The organism is Gemmata sp., from assembly GCF_051859125.1.
GTDB lineage: Bacteria > Planctomycetota > Planctomycetia > Gemmatales > Gemmataceae > Gemmata.
Map to the genome: position 1 here is coordinate 42,047 of NZ_JBHYGG010000002.1, position 17,113 is coordinate 59,159.

The 17,113-nt window shown below is 70.0% G+C and carries 18 protein-coding genes, 1 tRNA gene and 1 pseudogene; 16 read left to right on the plus strand and 4 right to left on the minus strand.

Annotated features, from left to right (window positions below; all coding sequences use genetic code 11):
- The first annotated feature begins 126 nt into the window (after positions 1-126).
- From ACTIGN_RS00945 to ACTIGN_RS00965, 5 genes are all read left to right on the plus strand, one after another.
- On the plus strand, positions 127-675 hold the full coding sequence (locus ACTIGN_RS00945) for a hypothetical protein (RefSeq protein WP_439620522.1): 549 nt from the start codon (positions 127-129) through the stop codon (positions 673-675).
- Between the two features lie 65 nt (positions 676-740).
- Complete coding sequence (locus ACTIGN_RS00950; protein ID WP_439620523.1) at positions 741-1,577, plus strand: amidohydrolase family protein; 837 nt, start codon at positions 741-743, stop codon at positions 1,575-1,577.
- 282 nt (positions 1,578-1,859) lie between these two features.
- Positions 1,860-2,597, plus strand: a complete 738-nt coding sequence (locus ACTIGN_RS00955; RefSeq protein ID WP_439620524.1) for a DUF7873 family protein — start codon at positions 1,860-1,862, stop codon at positions 2,595-2,597.
- Positions 2,598-2,676: 79 nt separating this feature from the next.
- Positions 2,677-2,877: a hypothetical protein gene (locus tag ACTIGN_RS00960; RefSeq protein ID WP_439620525.1), complete on the plus strand. Its 201-nt coding sequence runs from the start codon at positions 2,677-2,679 to the stop codon at positions 2,875-2,877.
- A gap of 710 nt (positions 2,878-3,587) precedes the next feature.
- Complete coding sequence (locus ACTIGN_RS00965; RefSeq protein ID WP_439620526.1) at positions 3,588-4,946, plus strand: CCA tRNA nucleotidyltransferase; 1,359 nt, start codon at positions 3,588-3,590, stop codon at positions 4,944-4,946.
- A 265-nt stretch (positions 4,947-5,211) separates the two neighbouring features.
- Here the strand turns inward: ACTIGN_RS00965 and ACTIGN_RS00970 are convergent.
- Positions 5,212-5,670, minus strand: a pseudogene (locus ACTIGN_RS00970) (glycosyltransferase family 2 protein); the annotation flags it as partial.
- Between the two features lie 294 nt (positions 5,671-5,964).
- Here ACTIGN_RS00970 and ACTIGN_RS00975 point away from each other — a divergent pair.
- From ACTIGN_RS00975 to ACTIGN_RS01015, 9 genes are all read left to right on the plus strand, one after another.
- Positions 5,965-6,471, plus strand: coding sequence for an RrF2 family transcriptional regulator (locus ACTIGN_RS00975; protein WP_439620527.1), 507 nt, complete (start codon positions 5,965-5,967; stop codon positions 6,469-6,471).
- Positions 6,472-6,493: 22 nt separating this feature from the next.
- Entirely contained in the window at positions 6,494-7,714 is a 1,221-nt protein-coding gene (locus ACTIGN_RS00980) for an IscS subfamily cysteine desulfurase (RefSeq protein ID WP_439620529.1), read from the plus strand.
- A 53-nt stretch (positions 7,715-7,767) separates the two neighbouring features.
- Positions 7,768-8,193 (plus strand): Fe-S cluster assembly scaffold IscU, encoded by a 426-nt coding sequence (gene iscU, locus ACTIGN_RS00985; RefSeq protein ID WP_439620531.1) that lies wholly within the window; start codon positions 7,768-7,770, stop codon positions 8,191-8,193.
- A 68-nt stretch (positions 8,194-8,261) separates the two neighbouring features.
- Positions 8,262-8,687, plus strand: coding sequence for a HesB/IscA family protein (locus tag ACTIGN_RS00990; protein WP_439620533.1), 426 nt, complete (start codon positions 8,262-8,264; stop codon positions 8,685-8,687).
- An 85-nt stretch (positions 8,688-8,772) separates the two neighbouring features.
- Positions 8,773-9,294: a Fe-S protein assembly co-chaperone HscB gene (gene hscB, locus ACTIGN_RS00995; RefSeq protein WP_439620535.1), complete on the plus strand. Its 522-nt coding sequence runs from the start codon at positions 8,773-8,775 to the stop codon at positions 9,292-9,294.
- A gap of 17 nt (positions 9,295-9,311) precedes the next feature.
- A tRNA-Val gene (locus ACTIGN_RS01000) sits at positions 9,312-9,383 on the plus strand.
- 484 nt (positions 9,384-9,867) lie between these two features.
- Positions 9,868-10,788, plus strand: a complete 921-nt coding sequence (locus ACTIGN_RS01005; protein ID WP_439620537.1) for a DUF1559 family PulG-like putative transporter — start codon at positions 9,868-9,870, stop codon at positions 10,786-10,788.
- 24 nt (positions 10,789-10,812) lie between these two features.
- On the plus strand, positions 10,813-11,256 hold the full coding sequence (locus ACTIGN_RS01010) for a hypothetical protein (RefSeq protein ID WP_439620539.1): 444 nt from the start codon (positions 10,813-10,815) through the stop codon (positions 11,254-11,256).
- 381 nt (positions 11,257-11,637) lie between these two features.
- Complete coding sequence (locus tag ACTIGN_RS01015) at positions 11,638-11,877, plus strand: hypothetical protein (protein WP_439620541.1); 240 nt, start codon at positions 11,638-11,640, stop codon at positions 11,875-11,877.
- Positions 11,878-11,894: 17 nt separating this feature from the next.
- On the opposite strand, the gene ACTIGN_RS01020 is transcribed toward ACTIGN_RS01015, so the two are convergent.
- On the minus strand, positions 11,895-12,878 hold the full coding sequence (locus ACTIGN_RS01020) for an alpha/beta hydrolase family protein (protein WP_439620542.1): 984 nt from the start codon (positions 12,876-12,878) through the stop codon (positions 11,895-11,897).
- A gap of 85 nt (positions 12,879-12,963) precedes the next feature.
- Positions 12,964-13,350 carry an SMU1112c/YaeR family gloxylase I-like metalloprotein gene (gloA2, locus tag ACTIGN_RS01025; RefSeq protein WP_439620544.1) on the minus strand — a complete coding sequence of 129 codons (387 nt, stop codon included), beginning with the start codon at positions 13,348-13,350 and terminating at the stop codon, positions 12,964-12,966.
- 123 nt (positions 13,351-13,473) lie between these two features.
- Between gloA2 and trhO the strand changes: the two genes are divergently transcribed.
- On the plus strand, positions 13,474-14,346 hold the full coding sequence (gene trhO / locus ACTIGN_RS01030) for an oxygen-dependent tRNA uridine(34) hydroxylase TrhO (RefSeq protein ID WP_439620545.1): 873 nt from the start codon (positions 13,474-13,476) through the stop codon (positions 14,344-14,346).
- Between the two features lie 32 nt (positions 14,347-14,378).
- Here trhO and ACTIGN_RS01035 read toward each other — a convergent pair whose 3' ends face one another.
- Positions 14,379-15,527, minus strand: coding sequence for an MFS transporter (locus ACTIGN_RS01035; RefSeq protein ID WP_439620547.1), 1,149 nt, complete (start codon positions 15,525-15,527; stop codon positions 14,379-14,381).
- 508 nt (positions 15,528-16,035) lie between these two features.
- On the opposite strand from ACTIGN_RS01035, the gene ACTIGN_RS01040 reads away from it, so the two are divergent.
- The gene (locus ACTIGN_RS01040) at positions 16,036-16,962 is read left to right on the plus strand and encodes a YihY/virulence factor BrkB family protein (RefSeq protein WP_439620548.1); all 927 of its coding nucleotides are present in this window, start codon (positions 16,036-16,038) and stop codon (positions 16,960-16,962) included.
- The last annotated feature ends 151 nt before the right edge of the window (positions 16,963-17,113 follow it).

Sequence of the window (17,113 nt, forward strand, 5' to 3'; positions counted from 1 at the left end):
CCCTGGGTCGTGCGGCCCCCACAGCTTACCGGGTTCCTGGTCCCGTTTCGAGTTCGACTGGACACCCCGGCCGCGGACGCTATGCCTGCGTCCCAAGATCGGACCCACACTGGCGGAGGGGCGGCGATGCGCACACTGGTGCAGGCGGGGGTCGTGGCGGCGGCGGGCGCGGCGGGCGTCGCGGCGGCCCTGTTCTTCTTCGCCCCGCCCCGGCAGGCCGGGGCCGCGTCCAACGACCGGTACCAGGACATGATCATGGCCACCGGGGCCGTGACCGTGAACCCGAAGATCCAGACCGACGGCGTGTGGCTCCTCGACTACAAGGCCGGGAAGCTCCTCGGCACCGTCATCGACCGCAACCAGGGCAAGATCGTCGGCTGGGCCGAGGTCGACCTCGCCACCGAGTTCGGCCTCCAGGCCCGCGCCGACGTCCACTTCATGATGACCACCGGGTACATCACCCAGGGCCAGTCGGCGCTGTACCTCGCGGAGACCACGACCGGCCAGTTCGGCGTGTTCACGATGGGGCCGGGGCAGAACAACATGGGCGTTGCGATCCGCCGGCACGACATGACCAAGTTCCGCCAGGCCGCCGGCCAGCCGGCACCCGGTCTGCCCGGCGGCGCGCAGCCGGCCGCCCAGGGCGGCCCGATTCTCCCGCAGATCCAGCCGTAACCGCTCGACGCTGGAACCGTTAATACACTGACCCGGTCGCCCACGCGCCCGAGCCGGGTCAGCCGATGATCGACGTCCACGTCCACGCCGTGCCGCCGAACCTCCCCGGGACGGGGCCGCTCGCGCCGCTGCTCCGCCAGCCGCCCGCGGTCGTCGCCGCCGAGTTGCGGCGCGAGATGCAGACCAGCGGCACCACGCTCGCCTTCGCGATGGGGGCGTGGGACTGCGGCGACGACGACCCACTCGGCATCAACCTCACCCTCGAAATCGCCCAGCAGGTTCCGGGGCTCCGGGCCGTCGGCGTCGCCGACCCGACCCGCACCGACGCGGCCCACTTCCTCCGCGTCGAGGAGCTGCTCGCCGCCGGCCGCGTCGTCGCCCTCAAGGGCTACCTCGGCTACCTCCACTTCGAGCCGGCGCACCCGAACTACCGCCGGTACTACGAACTGGCCGGGAAGTACAAGGTGCCGGTGATGTTCCACACCGGCGACACGTATTCCCCCAGGGCGAAGCTCAAGTTCGCGCACCCGCTCGGCGTGGACGAGGTCGCCGTCGACCACCCGGACACGCGGTTCCTGATGTGCCACGTCGGCAACCCGTGGACGCTCGACGCGGCCGAGGTGATCTACAAGAACATCAACGTGTGGGCCGACCTGTCGGGGCTCATGGTCGGCACCGACGAGGTGTTCGCGTCCGACGAGGGCCGCGAGGCGGCGGCGGAACTGAGTCACGTGGTCCAGCGGGCGATTCGGTACTCGGAGCGCCCGAACCGGTTCGTGTACGGCACCGACTGGCCGCTCGCCCCGATGACCGCGTACCGCGACTTCGTCTTCGAGGCGATCCCCGCCGAGTACCACGAGCAGGTCTTCGAGGCCAACGCCCGCCTCCTGTTCCGCGTCTGAGCGGAGAAATGATTCCGGACGACTGGCACACCCCATGTCCGGAACCATATTCCCTGTCCGGAAGAATGATCATTCGAGCAATTTTCGCCTGCACATGAATCTGCAAGATATTCCTGCGGTTGTATTTAAGCGACGCACGCGGTCACGATACGCGAGTTCCTTTATTGGTCCTAATCCGAATCATGTGACGGCTCAATTGATCCGAGCCCGAACCGGTGACGAAAGGGGCGTGTCCTCCGCGGTAGACTCACCGTCAGTTTCACGATCGTAAGGAGGATACCCGTGCCGAAGCTGAACCAGATCAACGCCGTTGTCTCGGCCCGCAAGAACGAGGCCGAGAAGGCCGTCACCGAGTTGCACAAGGTGTCGCAGAAGGAGCAACTGTTCGTCGGCCGCGAGCGGATGTACCGCCCGCTCGACGAGCTGAACGGCCAGAAGCTCCCGCCCGAGAGCCAGCGGGTCCAGCAGCGGGTGGACGACCTGATCCGCCAGGCCCGCGAGAAGTGGACCGAGCTGTGGAACCTGGTCCTCACGCAGGACACCGGGAACCAGTCGGCGCGGGCCGACATCGTCGTGGACGGCAAGGTCGTCCTCGCCAACGTGCCGGTCACGTCGCTGCTGTTCCTCGACAAGCAGGTGAACGACCTGGAGACGTTCGTGTCGAAGCTCCCGACCCCGGACCCGGCCGAGGAGTGGAACCACGACCCGAGCACCGGCCTGCTGCGGAGCAAGGTGAGCGAGTCGCTGCGGACCAGCAAGGAGCCGACCGTCATCGTGAAGTACGCGGCGACCAAGGAGCACCCGGCTCAAACCGAACTCTTCACCAAGGACGTGCCGGTCGGGACGTGGACGCAGATCCTCTACAGCGGGAGCATCTCGGCGGACCGGAAGAACGCGATCCTGGCCCGGGTCCGCAAGCTCCAGGACGCGATCAAGGCCGCGAAGGAGCAGGCCAACCTCCTGGAGGTCGAGCGCCAGAAGGCCGGCGAGCCGCTCCTCGACTTCGTGTTCGGCGGGTAAGAGCGCGTCGACAGGTCGCCCGTTGCAACGGGCGGCCTGTCTGCGTTATGTTGAGGTCATGGCCTCAGGAGAGATCGTCATGCCGAACGAGCCGAGTCAACCGATCGATCGGTCACCCCAACCGATCCCCGTTCCGGCCGAGGTCGTCGAGTCCGCGCTCCGCGACTTTGACGAGGCCGAGGTCGTCGCGGCGATCCGCGAGATCCGCGCCGGCGGCGGGCGCAAGCTCGAAGAGTTCATCGGCGATCTGGAGCGGGCGGCGCGAGTGATGCCCGCGTAGGAGAAAGCACCCCTCACCCGCGACTCGAAGACTCGTCGCGACCTCTCCCCGCAGAGCCGGGGCGAGGTGGGGCACCTCGGCCCGATCCGACCTGAACCACTCGCGAAGATGACGAAACGCAGACTGACCCCACCTCGCCCCGGCTCTGCGGGGAGAGGTCGCCGCGAGTCTTCGAGCGGCGGGTGAGGGGCAGAAGCTGTTCAATTTCACCCGCTCTCGTGTTGTCCGCTTCGGCGGTGATCGGCACTTTTCCTTGAACCTTTCTCCTCCGGCGCGCATCATTACCTCCGCACAGGCGTGCAGGCTGAGGCTCCGGCTCAGGTTGACACAGGGGTGTCCGACAGTGTGGGTTCGAGTCCCACTCCCGCCACTCGTAACCACGGCGGGGTAGCCCAACTGGTAGAGGCAGGCGTCCCGCTCGTCAGAATCAGACTCTCACGCCAGTTTCAAACCCGTGCCGAGGTGACTTCTCGACTGTCCGGCAACCTGCAACCTTGAAGTACTGGTTCGATTCCAGTCCCCCACGCTCCGTTCGCGCTCAACCTGTGGGGGTGGTCTAACGGCAAGACGCGGGGTTACTGAGGCTGAACGCCGGCGACCGGATCATTGTGGTCACTCCCTGAGACGGCACACCGAAACCGAACCGGTTTTGGACCAAGCCCCGGCCGGACGGCTACTCCGGCCGGGGCACCTTTTTCTACACTCCCGGTATGACCGAGCGCGAGTTCGCACTGGACGTGGTTCGCAGGCTCCAGCAGGCCGGGTTCGCGGCGCTGTGGGCCGGCGGGTGCGTGCGCGACGAGTTCCTCGGCCTTATGCCCGACGACTACGACGTCGCCACCGACGCCCGGCCCGACCAGCTCCGCCCGCTGTTCAAGCACCGCAACGAGATCGGGGCCAGCTTCGGCGTCGTGCAGGTCATCGGCCCCCGCGGGGATGACGGCGAGTGGCTCACGGTCGAGGTCGCCACGTTCCGCTCCGACGGCACCTACACCGACGGCCGGCGGCCCGACTCGGTCGTGTTCTCGTCGCCCGAAGAGGACGCGAAGCGGCGCGACTTCACCATCAACGGCATGTTCTTCGACCCGGTGAAGGCGCAACTCATCGACTTCGTCGGCGGGCGTGCCGACCTGGGCGCGAAGGTGCTGCGAGCGATCGGCGCCCCGACCGAGCGGTTCACCGAGGACAAGCTCCGCATCCTCCGGGCGGTGCGGATGGCGACGCGGTTCGATCTCGCCATCGACCCCGAGACGCAGGCCGCCGCGACGCAGATGGCCGGTCAGATCCGTGCCGTGTCGCCCGAGCGCATCGCCGAGGAACTGCGGAAACTGCTCACGCACCCGAACCGCGCCCGCGGCCTGCGGCTGCTGCGCGAGTTCGGACTGATCGAGCCGGTCCTGCCCGAGATGGTGCCGACGTTCACGCTCCCGCAGGGGCTCCCGAGCGCCCCGACGGGGACGCTCTGGGAGCACACGGTTCGCGTGGTCGAGGAGTTGAAGGGGCCGGTCTCGTTCCCGCTCGCGTTCGCGGCGATCCTCCACGACGTGGGCAAGCCGCGGACGTTCGCCCGCACCCCGGACCGGTACACGTTCCACCGGCACGAGCACGTCGGCAAGCAGATGGCCGAGGCCATCGCCGACCGGCTCCGGCTCTCGACCGCCGAGAAGACGCGGGTCGCGTGGCTCGTCGAGAAGCACCAGTACCTCGCCGACGCCCCGACCATGCGGGCGAGCAAGCTGAAGCCGATCCTGGTTCACCCGGGGATTCGCGAGTTGCTGGAACTGCACCGGGCCGACGCCCTCGCCACCGGCAAGGGGCTCGACCACGTCACGTTCTGCGAACGAATGCTCCGCGACACGCCCCCCGAGGAACTGAACCCGGCCCCGGCGGTGACCGGCGACGACCTCATCGCGATGGGCCTGAAGCCGGGCCGCGAGTTCAAGCGGCTCCTGGACGCCGTACGGGAAGCTCAACTGGAAGGTCAGATTCGCACGAAAGCAGACGGTTTACAACTCGTGCGGGAGCTGCGGTCGGCACCGCCACCCGCGTCTGAAACACCGTCTGAGTGACCGGCCGCGCCCGCGGCCCGCGCACCACGTTCGACCACCAGAAGCTCAGCAAGCGCTTCGCGGTCTTCGGGATCTCACGCAGCGACACCTTGCTTTCGCCGCTCGCCCGCGGGCGGTGCGTCACCGGCACCTCGATCACCGGCACGCCGAGCTGCCGCGCCCGCGTCATCATCTCCGTGTTCACGAAGAACCCGCGGCTCTCGGGCAGCATCTGGGCCAGTGTCGCGTGGCGGAACACCTTGAGCGCGCAGTCCACGTCGCGGACCCGCGTGCCGAGCAGCGTGCGGGCCATTCGGTTGTAGCCCCACGAGAAGAACCGCCGCTTCCACGGGTCCTTGCGATCGAGCCGGTAGCCGGCGACGATCGGGTACTCGTCGGCGAGCGCCGCGAGCGTGCCGAGTTCGGTCAGGTCGAACTGGCAGTCGGCGTCGGTGAACGCGACGAGCGGGTACCTGGCGGCCTCGAACCCCGTGCGCAGCGCCGCACCGTACCCCTGGTTCCCCTTGTGGCTGATGAGCCGGGTGTTCTCGGCCTGCTCCAGCGCCCAGCCGACGACGGTGGTGGTGTCGTCGGTGCTGCCGTCGTCGACGACGAGGACCTCGAACTCCCGGAACCGGCCCGCCAGGGCAGTCTCGGCTTCGCGGATCGCCTGCGCGATCACCTTGTCCTCGTTGAACGCCGGGATCACGAGACTGATGCCTTCGGTCCGGAGAGATGTGCTCATACCCGCCCCATCCGTGGGATTTCGAACGGCGGGAGAGTACCCGCGACCGGGTCGGAGGTAAAGGCGAAGCGGCGGCGACCGCGTCTGCTCTTCTTGGCGAACCCTGAGCGCCAGCGAGGGGGTAACACATACCCCCTCGCTGGCGCTCAGGGTTCGCCCAACCAACAAACCGAATCGGCCACAATGCCTTGGTGAGACGGAGTCTCAGCTAATTAGCACTTGTCTTATGCGATTAACGCGCCTAAAAATGGTATACCCGTAGTGCTGATTCCCTTTCCCCAGCGAGGACGAGTCGTGACGCTGCTCAGCCGCAAGGCCGACTACGCCCTCCTGATCCTCTCGTACCTGCACCAGCAGGCCGGCGGGGGGACCGCCCGCGCGGTCGCCGAAAAGTTCGGCCTGAGCCGGTCGTTCGTCGCGAACATCCTGAAGGAACTCGGGCACCACGGGTTCGTCGCGAGCCACCGCGGGGTCAAGGGCGGGTACGCCCTGGCCCGCCCGGCCGACGCGATCACCCTCGCGGAACTCCTCGAATCGATCGAGTCGGGGTTCCGCCTCACGGTGTGCAACCCGTCGCAGGCCGACGACGCGAACCACGAGCAGTGCACGCACGCCGGCACCTGCACCCTCAAGGGCGCACTCACGACGGTCCACAACCGGCTGCTCGACGTCCTGCGGGCGGTCACGCTCGCCGAGTTGTTCGACCCGAACGGCCGCCTGAACCAGCCCTCGGCCCTGCTCTCGCTGTCCCTCGCCCCGGCCCGCGTGGCCCGCGAGGCGGCCAAGGCCCCGCAAGCCTAACACACCCCGGAGTTTCGCACCGATGACGGCGAAGATGCCCGTATACATGGACAACAACGCGACGACCCGGACCGACCCCCGGGTGGTCGACGCGATGCTGCCCTACTTCCTCGAGAAGTTCGGCAACGCCGCCAGCCGCAACCACCCGTTCGGGTGGGCGGCCGAGGCCGCCGTCGAGGAGGGCCGCGAGCAGATCGCCGCCCTGATCGGCGCGTCGGCCAAGGAGGTGATCTTCACCAGCGGCGCGACGGAGAGCAACAACCTGGCGATCAAGGGCGTCGCCGCGATGTACAAGAAGAAGGGGAACCACGTCGTCACCCAGGCGACGGAGCACAAGGCCGTGCTCGACACCTGTAAGCGGCTCGAGCGCGACGGGTATCAGGTGACGTACCTGCCCGTCGACCAGTACGGCCGCGTCAGCGCCGAGCAGGTCCGCGAGGCGCTCACCGACAAGACGGTGCTCGTCTCGATCATGGCCGCGAACAACGAGATCGGCACGCTCCAGCCGATCAAGGCCATCGGCAAGCTGTGCAAGGAGAAGGGCGTCCTGTTCCACACCGACGCGGTCCAGGTCGTCGGGAAGGTGCCGGTGGACGTCGAGGACATGGGGATCGACCTCCTCAGCCTGACGGCCCACAAGATGTACGGACCGAAGGGGATCGGGGCGCTGTACGTCCGCAAAAAGGACCCCCGCGTCCGGCTCGAACCGCAGATCGACGGCGGCGGCCACGAGCGGGGCATGCGGTCGGGCACCCTCCCGGTGCCGCTGATCGTCGGGCTCGGGAAGGCCAGCGAACTGTGCCGGCTGGAGATGGCCGAGGAGTCGCAGCGCACGTTCCGGCTCCGCGAGCGGCTCCGCAGCAGGATCATGGGCGAGCTGCCCGAGTCGTACCTCAACGGGCACCCCGAGGAGCGGCTCCCCGGCAACGCGAACATCAGCTTCGCGTACGTCGAGGGCGAGGGGCTCATGATGGGGATCAAGGACGTGGCCGTGTCGTCCGGGTCCGCCTGCACGAGCGCGAGCCTGGAGCCGAGCTACGTCCTCCGGGCGCTCGGCGTCGGCGACGAACTCGCCCACTCGAGCATCCGGTTCGGGATCGGGCGGTTCAACACCGAGGCCGAGGTCGACTTCGTGGCCGACCTCGTCGTCCGCGAGGTGTCCCGGCTCCGCGAGATGTCCCCGCTCTACGAGATGGCCCAGCAGGGGATCGACCTGAAGAAGATCGAGTGGGCGCACCACTAGTATTATCCAAGCCCACGGATGTTCATGCGTGGGCTTGTACTGAGGAGCAAGCGATGCCGTACAGCGACAAGGTTCTCGAGCACTACAACAACCCGCGGAACGTCGGGAGCTTCGACGCGAAGGACCCGAGCGTCGGCACCGGCCTGGTCGGCGCGCCGGAGTGTGGCGACGTGATGCGGCTCCAGATCAAGGTGAACCCCGGCACCGGCGTCATCGAGGACGCGAAGTTCAAGACGTTCGGGTGCGGGTCCGCCATCGCGTCGAGCAGCCTGGCCACCGAGTGGCTCAAGGGCAAGACCGTGGACGAGGCGCTCGGGATCAAGAACACCGAGATCGTCGAGGAACTGGCCCTGCCCCCGGTCAAGGTCCACTGCTCGGTGCTCGCCGAGGACGCCATCAAGGCGGCCATTGCGAACTACCAGCAGAAGCAGGACGCCGAGGTGCCCGCCGGCGCCGCGGCCGAGCCGGTCGGGGTGTAACACTCCGCAGGCCGGTGCGTAGAATCATTCAGTACCCGATTCGCACTCCCAACCGCAAAGGATCACCCATGTCCACCGCCACCGCCGTTGCTCCGGAAGTCCACACCCTGGGCGTCGCCAACCCGGCCGCCCCGCCCGCCCCGCCGCCGGTCGTCGTGACCGAGAAGGCCGCGCTGGAGGTCAAGCGGCACATCGCCGACATGGAGTCGCGCAGCGACGTCGAGCCCGGCTCGAAGCTGTACCTCCGCGTCCGCGTGCAGGGCGGCGGGTGCAGCGGGTTCCAGAACAAGCTGGACCTCGACGCCAAGTACGACGAGAAGACCGACCAGAAGTTCGAGTTCCACGGGATCGAGGTCGTGGTCGACAAGCGGTCGCTGCTGTACCTGAACGGGGCCACCGTCGACTTCCACGACGACCTCAACAAGCGCGGGTTCACGATCTCCAACCCGCAGGCCAAGAGCACCTGCGGCTGCGGCAGCTCGTACTCGATGTGACCCCGTTTCGAGTTCCACGCTCGACGTTTCAAGTTGAGACGCGGCACCGGAACTCGAATCGTCGAACACGAAACGCGACACTCCAATGGACCACTTCGAGCGCCTCGGCCTGCCGAGGCGTTTTTCGATCGACGCCGCGGCGCTGGAGCGGGCGTACCTCGCGGGGTCGCGGGCCGTCCACCCGGACTACCACGCCGCCGGCTCCGACGCCGACCTCGCGGTGAGCACGGAGGCGTCGGCCGCCGTCAACGAGGCGTACGCGGCGCTCCGCGACCCGTTCACGCGGGCCGACCACCTGCTCGGGCTCCTCGGCGGGCCGACGGCGGGCGAGCACAAGCAACTGCCGCCGGCGTTCCTGGCCGAGATGCTGGAGGCCCGGGAGCAGGTCGAGGAGGTCCGCGGGTCGCCCGAAGCGGTCGCCCGGCTGGGGGCCGAGTTCTCGGAGCGGTACAACGGGTTGATGGACCAGGTCGGGCACCTGTTCGCGCGACTCGACGCGACCACAGCAGACGACGCGGGGCGGGCGAACCTCCTGGCCCAGGTGCGGGGTCTGTTGAACGCGGCGAAGTACGCCCGCGGGTTGGTCCGCGACCTGCACGCCGATTGAACGGAAGTGAACGAGCGGCTCGCTTAGCTCAGGGGTAGAGCGAGGTCTTTACACGGCCCAGGTCGGGGGTTCAAATCCCTCAGCGAGCACTCCACCAGACCCTCGGGGCACGCCCGGGGGTCTTTTTCGTTATTCGAAGGCGCCCTGCGCCCCGCCCCAGAAGCCGAATGCCGCGAATCACTTGAGCGACAGGAATGATCGGTACGACTCTTGGTCACATCGCTGGGAACACAGCTTGCGACGGGATGGGCTCGGGACCACTTTGACAGAGGAGCCGACTACCACGGCGGTCCCTCGGGAAGTGGTCGGTACAGGGCGAGGCTGATCACTTCTGGCCCCGCCTCGCGTTGAGGCTCAAGTATCAGCTAATTCGTCCGGCCTCATTCGCTGTGCAATTGTCTTCTATTCTCGCGGAATCCGGGACGCTCGGACCCCGGCCGGTTTGACGCTGGTAGTTGCCGCGGTGTACTACTTTATCCGGGCGGTCGTCGGGTCATCATTCTTCCGAACCGAGCCGGTCCCGTTGCCCGCCCCACAGTCATCCCGCCCGAATCTCCCTTCCGAGGTCCATTCATGCGCCCGAGACTCGTTCGACACGCCGGGTCTGGTTTCACGCTGATCGAACTGTTGGTCGTCATCGCCATCATCGCGATCCTGATCGGCCTGCTCCTGCCCGCCGTGCAGAAGGTCCGCGAGGCCGCGGCCCGCGCGAAGTGCAGCAACAACCTCAAGCAACTGGGGATCGCGGCGCACTCGTGCCACGACACCCTGGGCGTCCTGCCGCCGGCGGGCTCGGCGTCGGGTTCGTGGAACGGCGCGATCGCCCGCACCGGCCCGTACAAGGGCCTGGCCGGGGCGGTCTTCTACCACCTCCTCCCCTACCTCGAGCAGGGCGCGCTGTACACGGCGTCGAACGGGAGCATGTCGAACGCGGTCAACGGGAAGAACGCCTACGGCTACGTCCTGCAGGCGTTCCGGTGCCCGTCCGACCCGAGCCCGGCCGCGGGAACGGGGCTCGGCAACCCGGCCGGCCCGGACGCCTCTCACGCGGTCTCGAACTACGCGGCGAACTACGAAGTCTTCGGCGACCCCGCGACGGGCTCGACCGAGGGCGCGGCCCGGATCCCGAACACGTTCGCCGACGGGACGTCGAACGTCGTGCTGTTCGGCGAGCGGTACGGGCAGTACGGGTCCGGCAACACCGGCGGCGGCCCACTGGCGTCGCTGTGGGCCAACTCCGAGCCGCGATGGTCGCCCACCATGTGCTCCTCCCGCGGGACGACCGGGTACGTCGCGTGCCCGATCTTCCAGGCCAACCCGGTCGTCGCCAGCGCGACCAACAACTCCGGCGGCGGCCAGGCGTTTCACACCGGGGTGATGAACGTGTGCCTGGGCGACGCGAGCGTGCGGTCGGTCACCTCCGCCGTGTCGGCGGCGACGTGGCAGAACGCCTGCGACCCGCGGGACGGGAACGTCCTCGGCAGCGACTGGTAACCCACCCGACCGGAGGATCGACCCATGACACTGCGACGAACGCTCGCCGCCGCCCTCGTGGCCGCTCTGCCCGTCGGGTGCGGCAGCCCGGCGGGCAGCCCGTCGGCCGAAGTGACGGGGAGCGTGACCCTGGACGGGAAGCCGCTGGCGGGCGCCGAGGTGCAGTTCGTTCCGAAGGGGAACGCGGCGCTGGGCCTGCACGCCGCGAAGACGGACGCGGGGGGCCGGTTCCGGGTCACCCGGGACGCGCCCAACAACCCCGTCAAGCCGGGCACCTACGCCGTCCTGGTGAGCAAGGTGAGCGGCGGCAACGACCCCAGTCAGCCCGGCGGCGGCATGGAGGCGCAGAAGAACGAGGTGCCGGCGGTGTACCAGGACCGGAACCACACCCCGCTGACGGCAGAGGTTCGCGACGGGGCGACCGAGCTGCCGCCGTTCGCGATCACCCAATCGGGTCCTGCGAAGTGACCCGCTCCCGGGGACCGCGTAGTGCGGTACGCCCGGGGGGACGCAAACCCGAGCGGCCGCGGTGCCACCCGCGTGTGGCACCGCCGCCGCGCACACGTTCCCCCGCGGCGCCCGGCGCCGCCCCCCCCGGGGGGGCCCCGGTGGGGGGGCCCCCCGGGGGGCCCCCCCCCCCCGCGGGGCGGGGGCCCCCCCGGGGGGGCCCCCCGCGGCCGCTCTCACTTTCCCCAGCGGCGCCCAGTCGCCGGTCACCCGTCCGTGCCGCTTGGGGAGCCCCCGGGGGTACCGGCGGTGCCGAATTCAACCGGAATCTGTTGTCGGCGTACGACTGATGACCGATAGTAAAATTGGAGCGCTTCGCCCGGGACCGGTGAAGGGGCCGCAGTGGGGACGGCAGTCACAACTTGGTACGCGGTCCTCAGTCGCACCGAGCCGGGCACCCCCGCACGGGACGTGTTCCGCATTTCCATGAAGCGGCCCGATGTGCTCGACCGCGAGACGTGGCTCATCGAGATCCCCGGTCAGGTCACCTACCACACCGAACTCCACCGGGCGGAGGTCGAGGCGTACTCGTACGTGAAGGCCCGGCTCACCCGCCTGTTCCCGCCGCGCGACGGCGGGTGACCCCGGCCGGGCTCGCGTCACTTCTTCTGCCAGGTGTCGCCCTTCTCCAGCACCGACTTCGGGCCGTCGCCGTCGAGCCACGCCCTCGCCGCCGCGTCGTCGCGCAGGTACGCGTCCCAGAACGCGGTGCTCAGCGCCAGGATCACCTTGTGGTGGTTCGGGTTTCTCTTTTCCCGCTCGCCGGGCAGCGAACGCTCGGTGAACGCCGAGTGCTCGGCGTTGTCGAGGACCACCTCGTACTTGCTCCCGGCCGGGAGCGCCGGGAACACCGCGAGCCGCGACTTCAGGTCGATGTCCCGGATCGGCGACGTGTCCTTCGTGCCGGTCATCAGCAGCCACGGCACCGTCACCTCGCCGAACGCCTTCTTCGGGTCGCCGGCCGCCGGCGCGCTCGGGCTGAACGCCACCGCCGCCTTGATCCGCGGGTCGGTGAACAGCGCCTTCCCGCCGGGGAACGTCTGCCCGCTCACGGCCTGGGTGGTGACCGCGCCGAACGAGTGCCCGGACATGCCGACGCGCGACAGGTCGAGGCGGCCGCTCAGCGCGTGGCCGGCCTCCTTGTTCCACACTTCGAGTTGATCGAGGACCGCCGGCACGTCCTTGACCCGCAGCGAGAAGTTCTCGACCGACGCGGCCTTCTGCATCGCCGGCATCACGTCCTTGGGTGCCTTGCCCTTCCACACGGAGGTGTCGCTGCCGGGGTGCTGGAGGAACACGACGGCGTACCCGCGCCCGGCCCAGTGCCGGCCCAGGAACGCGTTCATCTCGCGGGAGCCGCCGAGCCCGTGGCTGAACAGCACGACCTTCGCGGCCGCCTTGTCGGACGGGAGGAACACGCGGACCGGGATCTCGCGGTCGCGGGCCCTGTCCTTCACAACGGTGTCGATCGGCTCGGGGAGCGCCCCCTTGGGGGCCGCGAGCGGGTCGTACGCGGCGGGCCGCCCCGCGAGGGCGCACGGAGCGACGAACAGGGCCAACAGGCCGAGGGCGCGGGTGGGCATGTGCGAATCCCGAGGGGACCGAGGTGCGGCTCCGCCGAGTCAACCCGGACCGGGCGGACCGGTTACAGGATTCGCTCCGGGCGCGTCACGCCTCGTACAGCTCCAGGGGCAGGCCGTCGGGGTCGGCGAAGAACGTGAACCGCTTTCCGGTGTACTCGTCCACGCGGACGGGCTCGACCGCCACCCCCTGCCCCTCCAGGTCCGCGGCGGCCGCCGCAACGTCGGGCACCCGGAACGCGAGGTGCCGCAGCCCGCACGCCTCGGGGTAACTCGGCCGCCTCGGCGGGCCCGGGAAGCTGAACAGCTCCACCTGCGTGCCGTCCGGGAGCCGCAGGTCGAGCTTGTACGAGTCGCGGGCCGCCCGGTGGACCTCGGACACCACTTCGAGGCCGAGCACCCCGGTGTAGAACCGCTTCGACCGCTCGTAGTCCGAGCAGATGACCGCGACGTGGTGCGTGCCGAGGATGTTCATGGCGTCTCGCGGGGGCGGGGACCGGGCGGCGGGGCCGGGGTGCGAACCGCGTACCGGGGCCCGCGCCCGAACGAAACCATACACCAACTCGTGCCCCGTTTGTCGCCGCTTCCGGAGCCCGCCGTGTCGGCCGTCGTCAACGTCGCCGCGTACCAGTTCGCCGCCCTCGACGGCCTCGAGCCGCTGCGCGAGCGGCTCGTCGCCTCGTGCCGCGAGTCGGGGCTGAAGGGGAGCGTCCTCCTCAGCACCGAGGGGGTGAACCTGTTCGTCGCCGGCGCGGCCGCGGGGGTCGAGCACCTCCTCGCGCTGCTGCGGGGCGTCCCCGGGCTGGAGGGGTTGCAAGCGAAGGTGAGCACGAGCCGCGAGCAGCCGTTCTCGCGGATGCTGGTGAAGATCAAGAAGGAGATCATCGCGTTCGGGGTGCCCGGCGTCGACCCGGTGACCCGCCCGGCCCCGCGACTCGGGGCGCGGGAGCTGAAGCGGTGGCTCGACGAGGGCCGGCCGGTCACGCTGCTCGACACGCGGAACAACTTCGAGGTCGGGCTCGGCACGTTCCGCGGTGCGGTGCCCATCGGCGTCGAGCACTTCCGCGACTTCCCCGCCGCCGCCGACAGGCTGCCGCCGGCCGACCCCGCGGTCCCGGTCGTCACGTTCTGCACCGGCGGCATCCGGTGCGAGAAGGCGGCCCCGTACCTGATCGGCCGCGGGTTCGCGAACGTGTTCCAGCTCGACGGCGGCATCCTGAAGTACTTCGAGGAGTGCGGGGGCGCGCACTTCGACGGCATCTGCTTCGTGTTCGACAAGCGGGTCGCCCTCACGCCCGGGCTGGAAGAGTCGGGCCACGGGCTGTGCTTCGCGTGCCAGGGCGTGCTCACCCCCGAGGAGGCGGCCGACCCGCGGACCGTGGTGGGCGTGTCGTGCCCGCGGTGCTTCCGCTCGCCGGAAGGGGACCAGCGAGGGAACGACACGCGCACCGCGACACGTTGCGTGCGGTGACGCCGCCGCTGCCCGGCGGCACAGCGTGCGGCTCACCTCGCCCGCGGGCGCAGCGCGCCGGCCCCAGCGGTCAGGGCGACGCCGCCGACCACGACGAGCAGCAGGGCGCGCGGGAGCCCGACCGCTTCGGCCAGGAACCCGACGGCCGGCGGGCCGACTAGGAACCCGGCGTACCCCACGCCCGTGACGGTCGCCATCGCCGTGCCCCGCCCGCTCGGGTCGACCGCGGCCGCGGCCCGGAACAGGATCGGGACGACGTTCGCGAGGCCCAAGCCGATCACGGCGCACCCGGCGGCCACGCCGAGCGGCGACTCGGAGAGCACGCCGACCAGGATGCCCGCCGCCGCGAGGACCCCGCCGAGGCGGCCCATGACCACGTCGCCCGCGGCGCGCGTCAGCGCGTCGCCCGCGAACCGCCCGGCCGCCCAGGTCACGGTGAACGCGACGTAGGCGAGCGGCGCGGTCGCCGAGTCGGCCCCGAACCCGGCCGAGAGCAGCCCGGCCCAGTCGGCGACCGCGCCTTCGAGGAACATGCTCACGAACGCCAGCGCCGCGAGCGCGAACACGCGGCCGCTGTTGCCGCCGGCGGCCGGTGCCGCTTCGGTCGGGGCGGGCGGGGTCCCGATCCCGGTCGGCGGGGCCGCGAAGAGCAGCACGCCGGCGAGGGCGAGCACGCCCCCGGCGTGCGCCAGCGGCGGCAGGCCCGCGGACAGCGCCGCGACGCCGCCGAGGACGCCCAGCACCATTCCGACGCTGAACCACCCGTGGAACGCCGACATCACCGGCCGGCCGAGGTCGCGCTCGACGGCCGCGGCTGCGGTGTTCATGGTCACGTCCATGATCCCGTTGGCGGCCCCGAACGCGAGTAGCGCGAGGCCGAGCCCGGGCACGGACCCGGCGGACAGCGGGAACCCGAGGAGCAGCGCCATCACGGTGCCGGCCCGCCACGCGGCCCGCGCCGCGCCGACGCGGCGCGTGACCCGCGGGGCGAGCGTCATGCCCAGCACCGCACCGGCCGACATGCACAGCAGCGCCAGCCCGAGCGGCCCGGTCGTGGTGTGCAGGTCTTCTTTCAGTCGGGGGACGTGGGCCACCCACGCCGCCAGAGTGAACCCGTTAAGGAAGAACCACGCCGACACGCTCCGGACCGCGGTGCGGCCCGCACCCTGCTGCTCGTCCATGTCGCAGACCCCTTGTCGGTTTTTTGGGCGCACAGTGCTTGCGTACGCACCCGGACGGGCGGGGCAACCCCAGGAAAGACGGAGCCGGCGACCGAAGTCGCCGGCTCTTGTGGGACGGGCTCTGTGACGTGTCGGGAGCGTGTGGGGCGGGCCGGGGGAAGGTGGCCCGACGTGTGTTAGCTGGGTAAAGGTCATGCACCGACCGTGCCAATCCGCCTGGGAATGTGTTCGTCGCCCGCGGAGTGCGTGGGGTGCCCAGGCGCATCCGGAAAGCACGTCCCGGCGAGCCGCGGCCACACGTAAACGAGGGGTGTGTGCCGCTCCCGTGCGGCCGCGGTTCGCCGGGTGGAGTCGCGCACGGTCCGGGGGTCGACGCGGAACGGGAACTCCGCTGCCCGGCCGTGCGACCGGGGATCGCGCAACAATCGGCCCGCGGGTTGCATCGGCTACGGCACCGGACCGCGCCGAGTCCCCGCCCGGGGTCCGCTTCCCTGTCAGGAGCCCACCAGTGAGTGCGCCCGCCGTACCGAGCTTCTCGTCCGCCAAGTCGATCGTCGTCGAGGCCGCGTCCGAGTGGGTCAACGACAAGGCCCCGCGGCTCGGGGCCGCACTGGCGTACTACGCCGTGTTCTCGCTCGCGCCGCTCCTGGTCATCGCCATCGCGATCGCCGGGATGGTCCTCGGCCAGGAGGCCGCGCAGGGGCAGATTTCTGCGCAGGTGCAGAACCTCGTCGGCGCCCAGGGCGGGGAGGCGGTCGAGACGATGGTGGAGAGCGCGAGCAAGCCCGGGGCCGGGGCGATCGGCTCGGTCCTCGGGGTCGCGATGCTGTTGTTCGGGGCGGCCGGACTGTTCGGGCAGTTGCAGGACGCGCTCAATACCATCTGGGAGGTGCAGCCGAAGCCCGGCCGCGGGGTGTGGGGGTTCGTCCGGGACCGGTTCCTCTCGCTCTCGATGGTCCTCGGCGTGGCGTTCCTGCTCCTGGTGTCGCTGGTCGTCAGCAGCGCCTTGGCCGCGGTCGGCACGCTCCTCGGCGACTGGCAGACCGGAACGGTCGGGCTGATCGTGACCACCACCGTCGACGTGGTCGTCGTGACCGTGCTGTTCGCGCTGATCTACAAGTACCTGCCGGACGCGGTGATCGCGTGGCGGGACGTGTGGTTCGGGGCCGCGGTCACGGCCGTGATGTTCTCGCTCGGGAAGTTCCTGATCGGCCTGTACCTCGGCCGGGCCGGGGTGGGCTCGGCCTACGGGGCGGCCGGGTCGCTCGCGGTGCTGCTCGTGTGGCTGTACTACGCCTCGCAGATCTTCCTGTTCGGGGCGGAACTCACCAAGGCCTACGCCAACCACCTCGGCTCGCGGATCACGCCGAAACCGCACGCCGAGGGGGTCACGCCCGCCGCCCGCGCCGAACAGGGGCTCCCGGCCACCGCGTGACTTCGCGTTCCGTTTTGGTCCGAGCCCGAGCGCCGAGCGAGGGGGTGACGCTCACCCCACGCTCGGCGCCCCGGCGCGGACCAGACCCCGGCCCACACGACTCCCGCCCCCGGTCCGCGGGGGGGGAGTCGACCGCGGGTTGTGCGGGGCC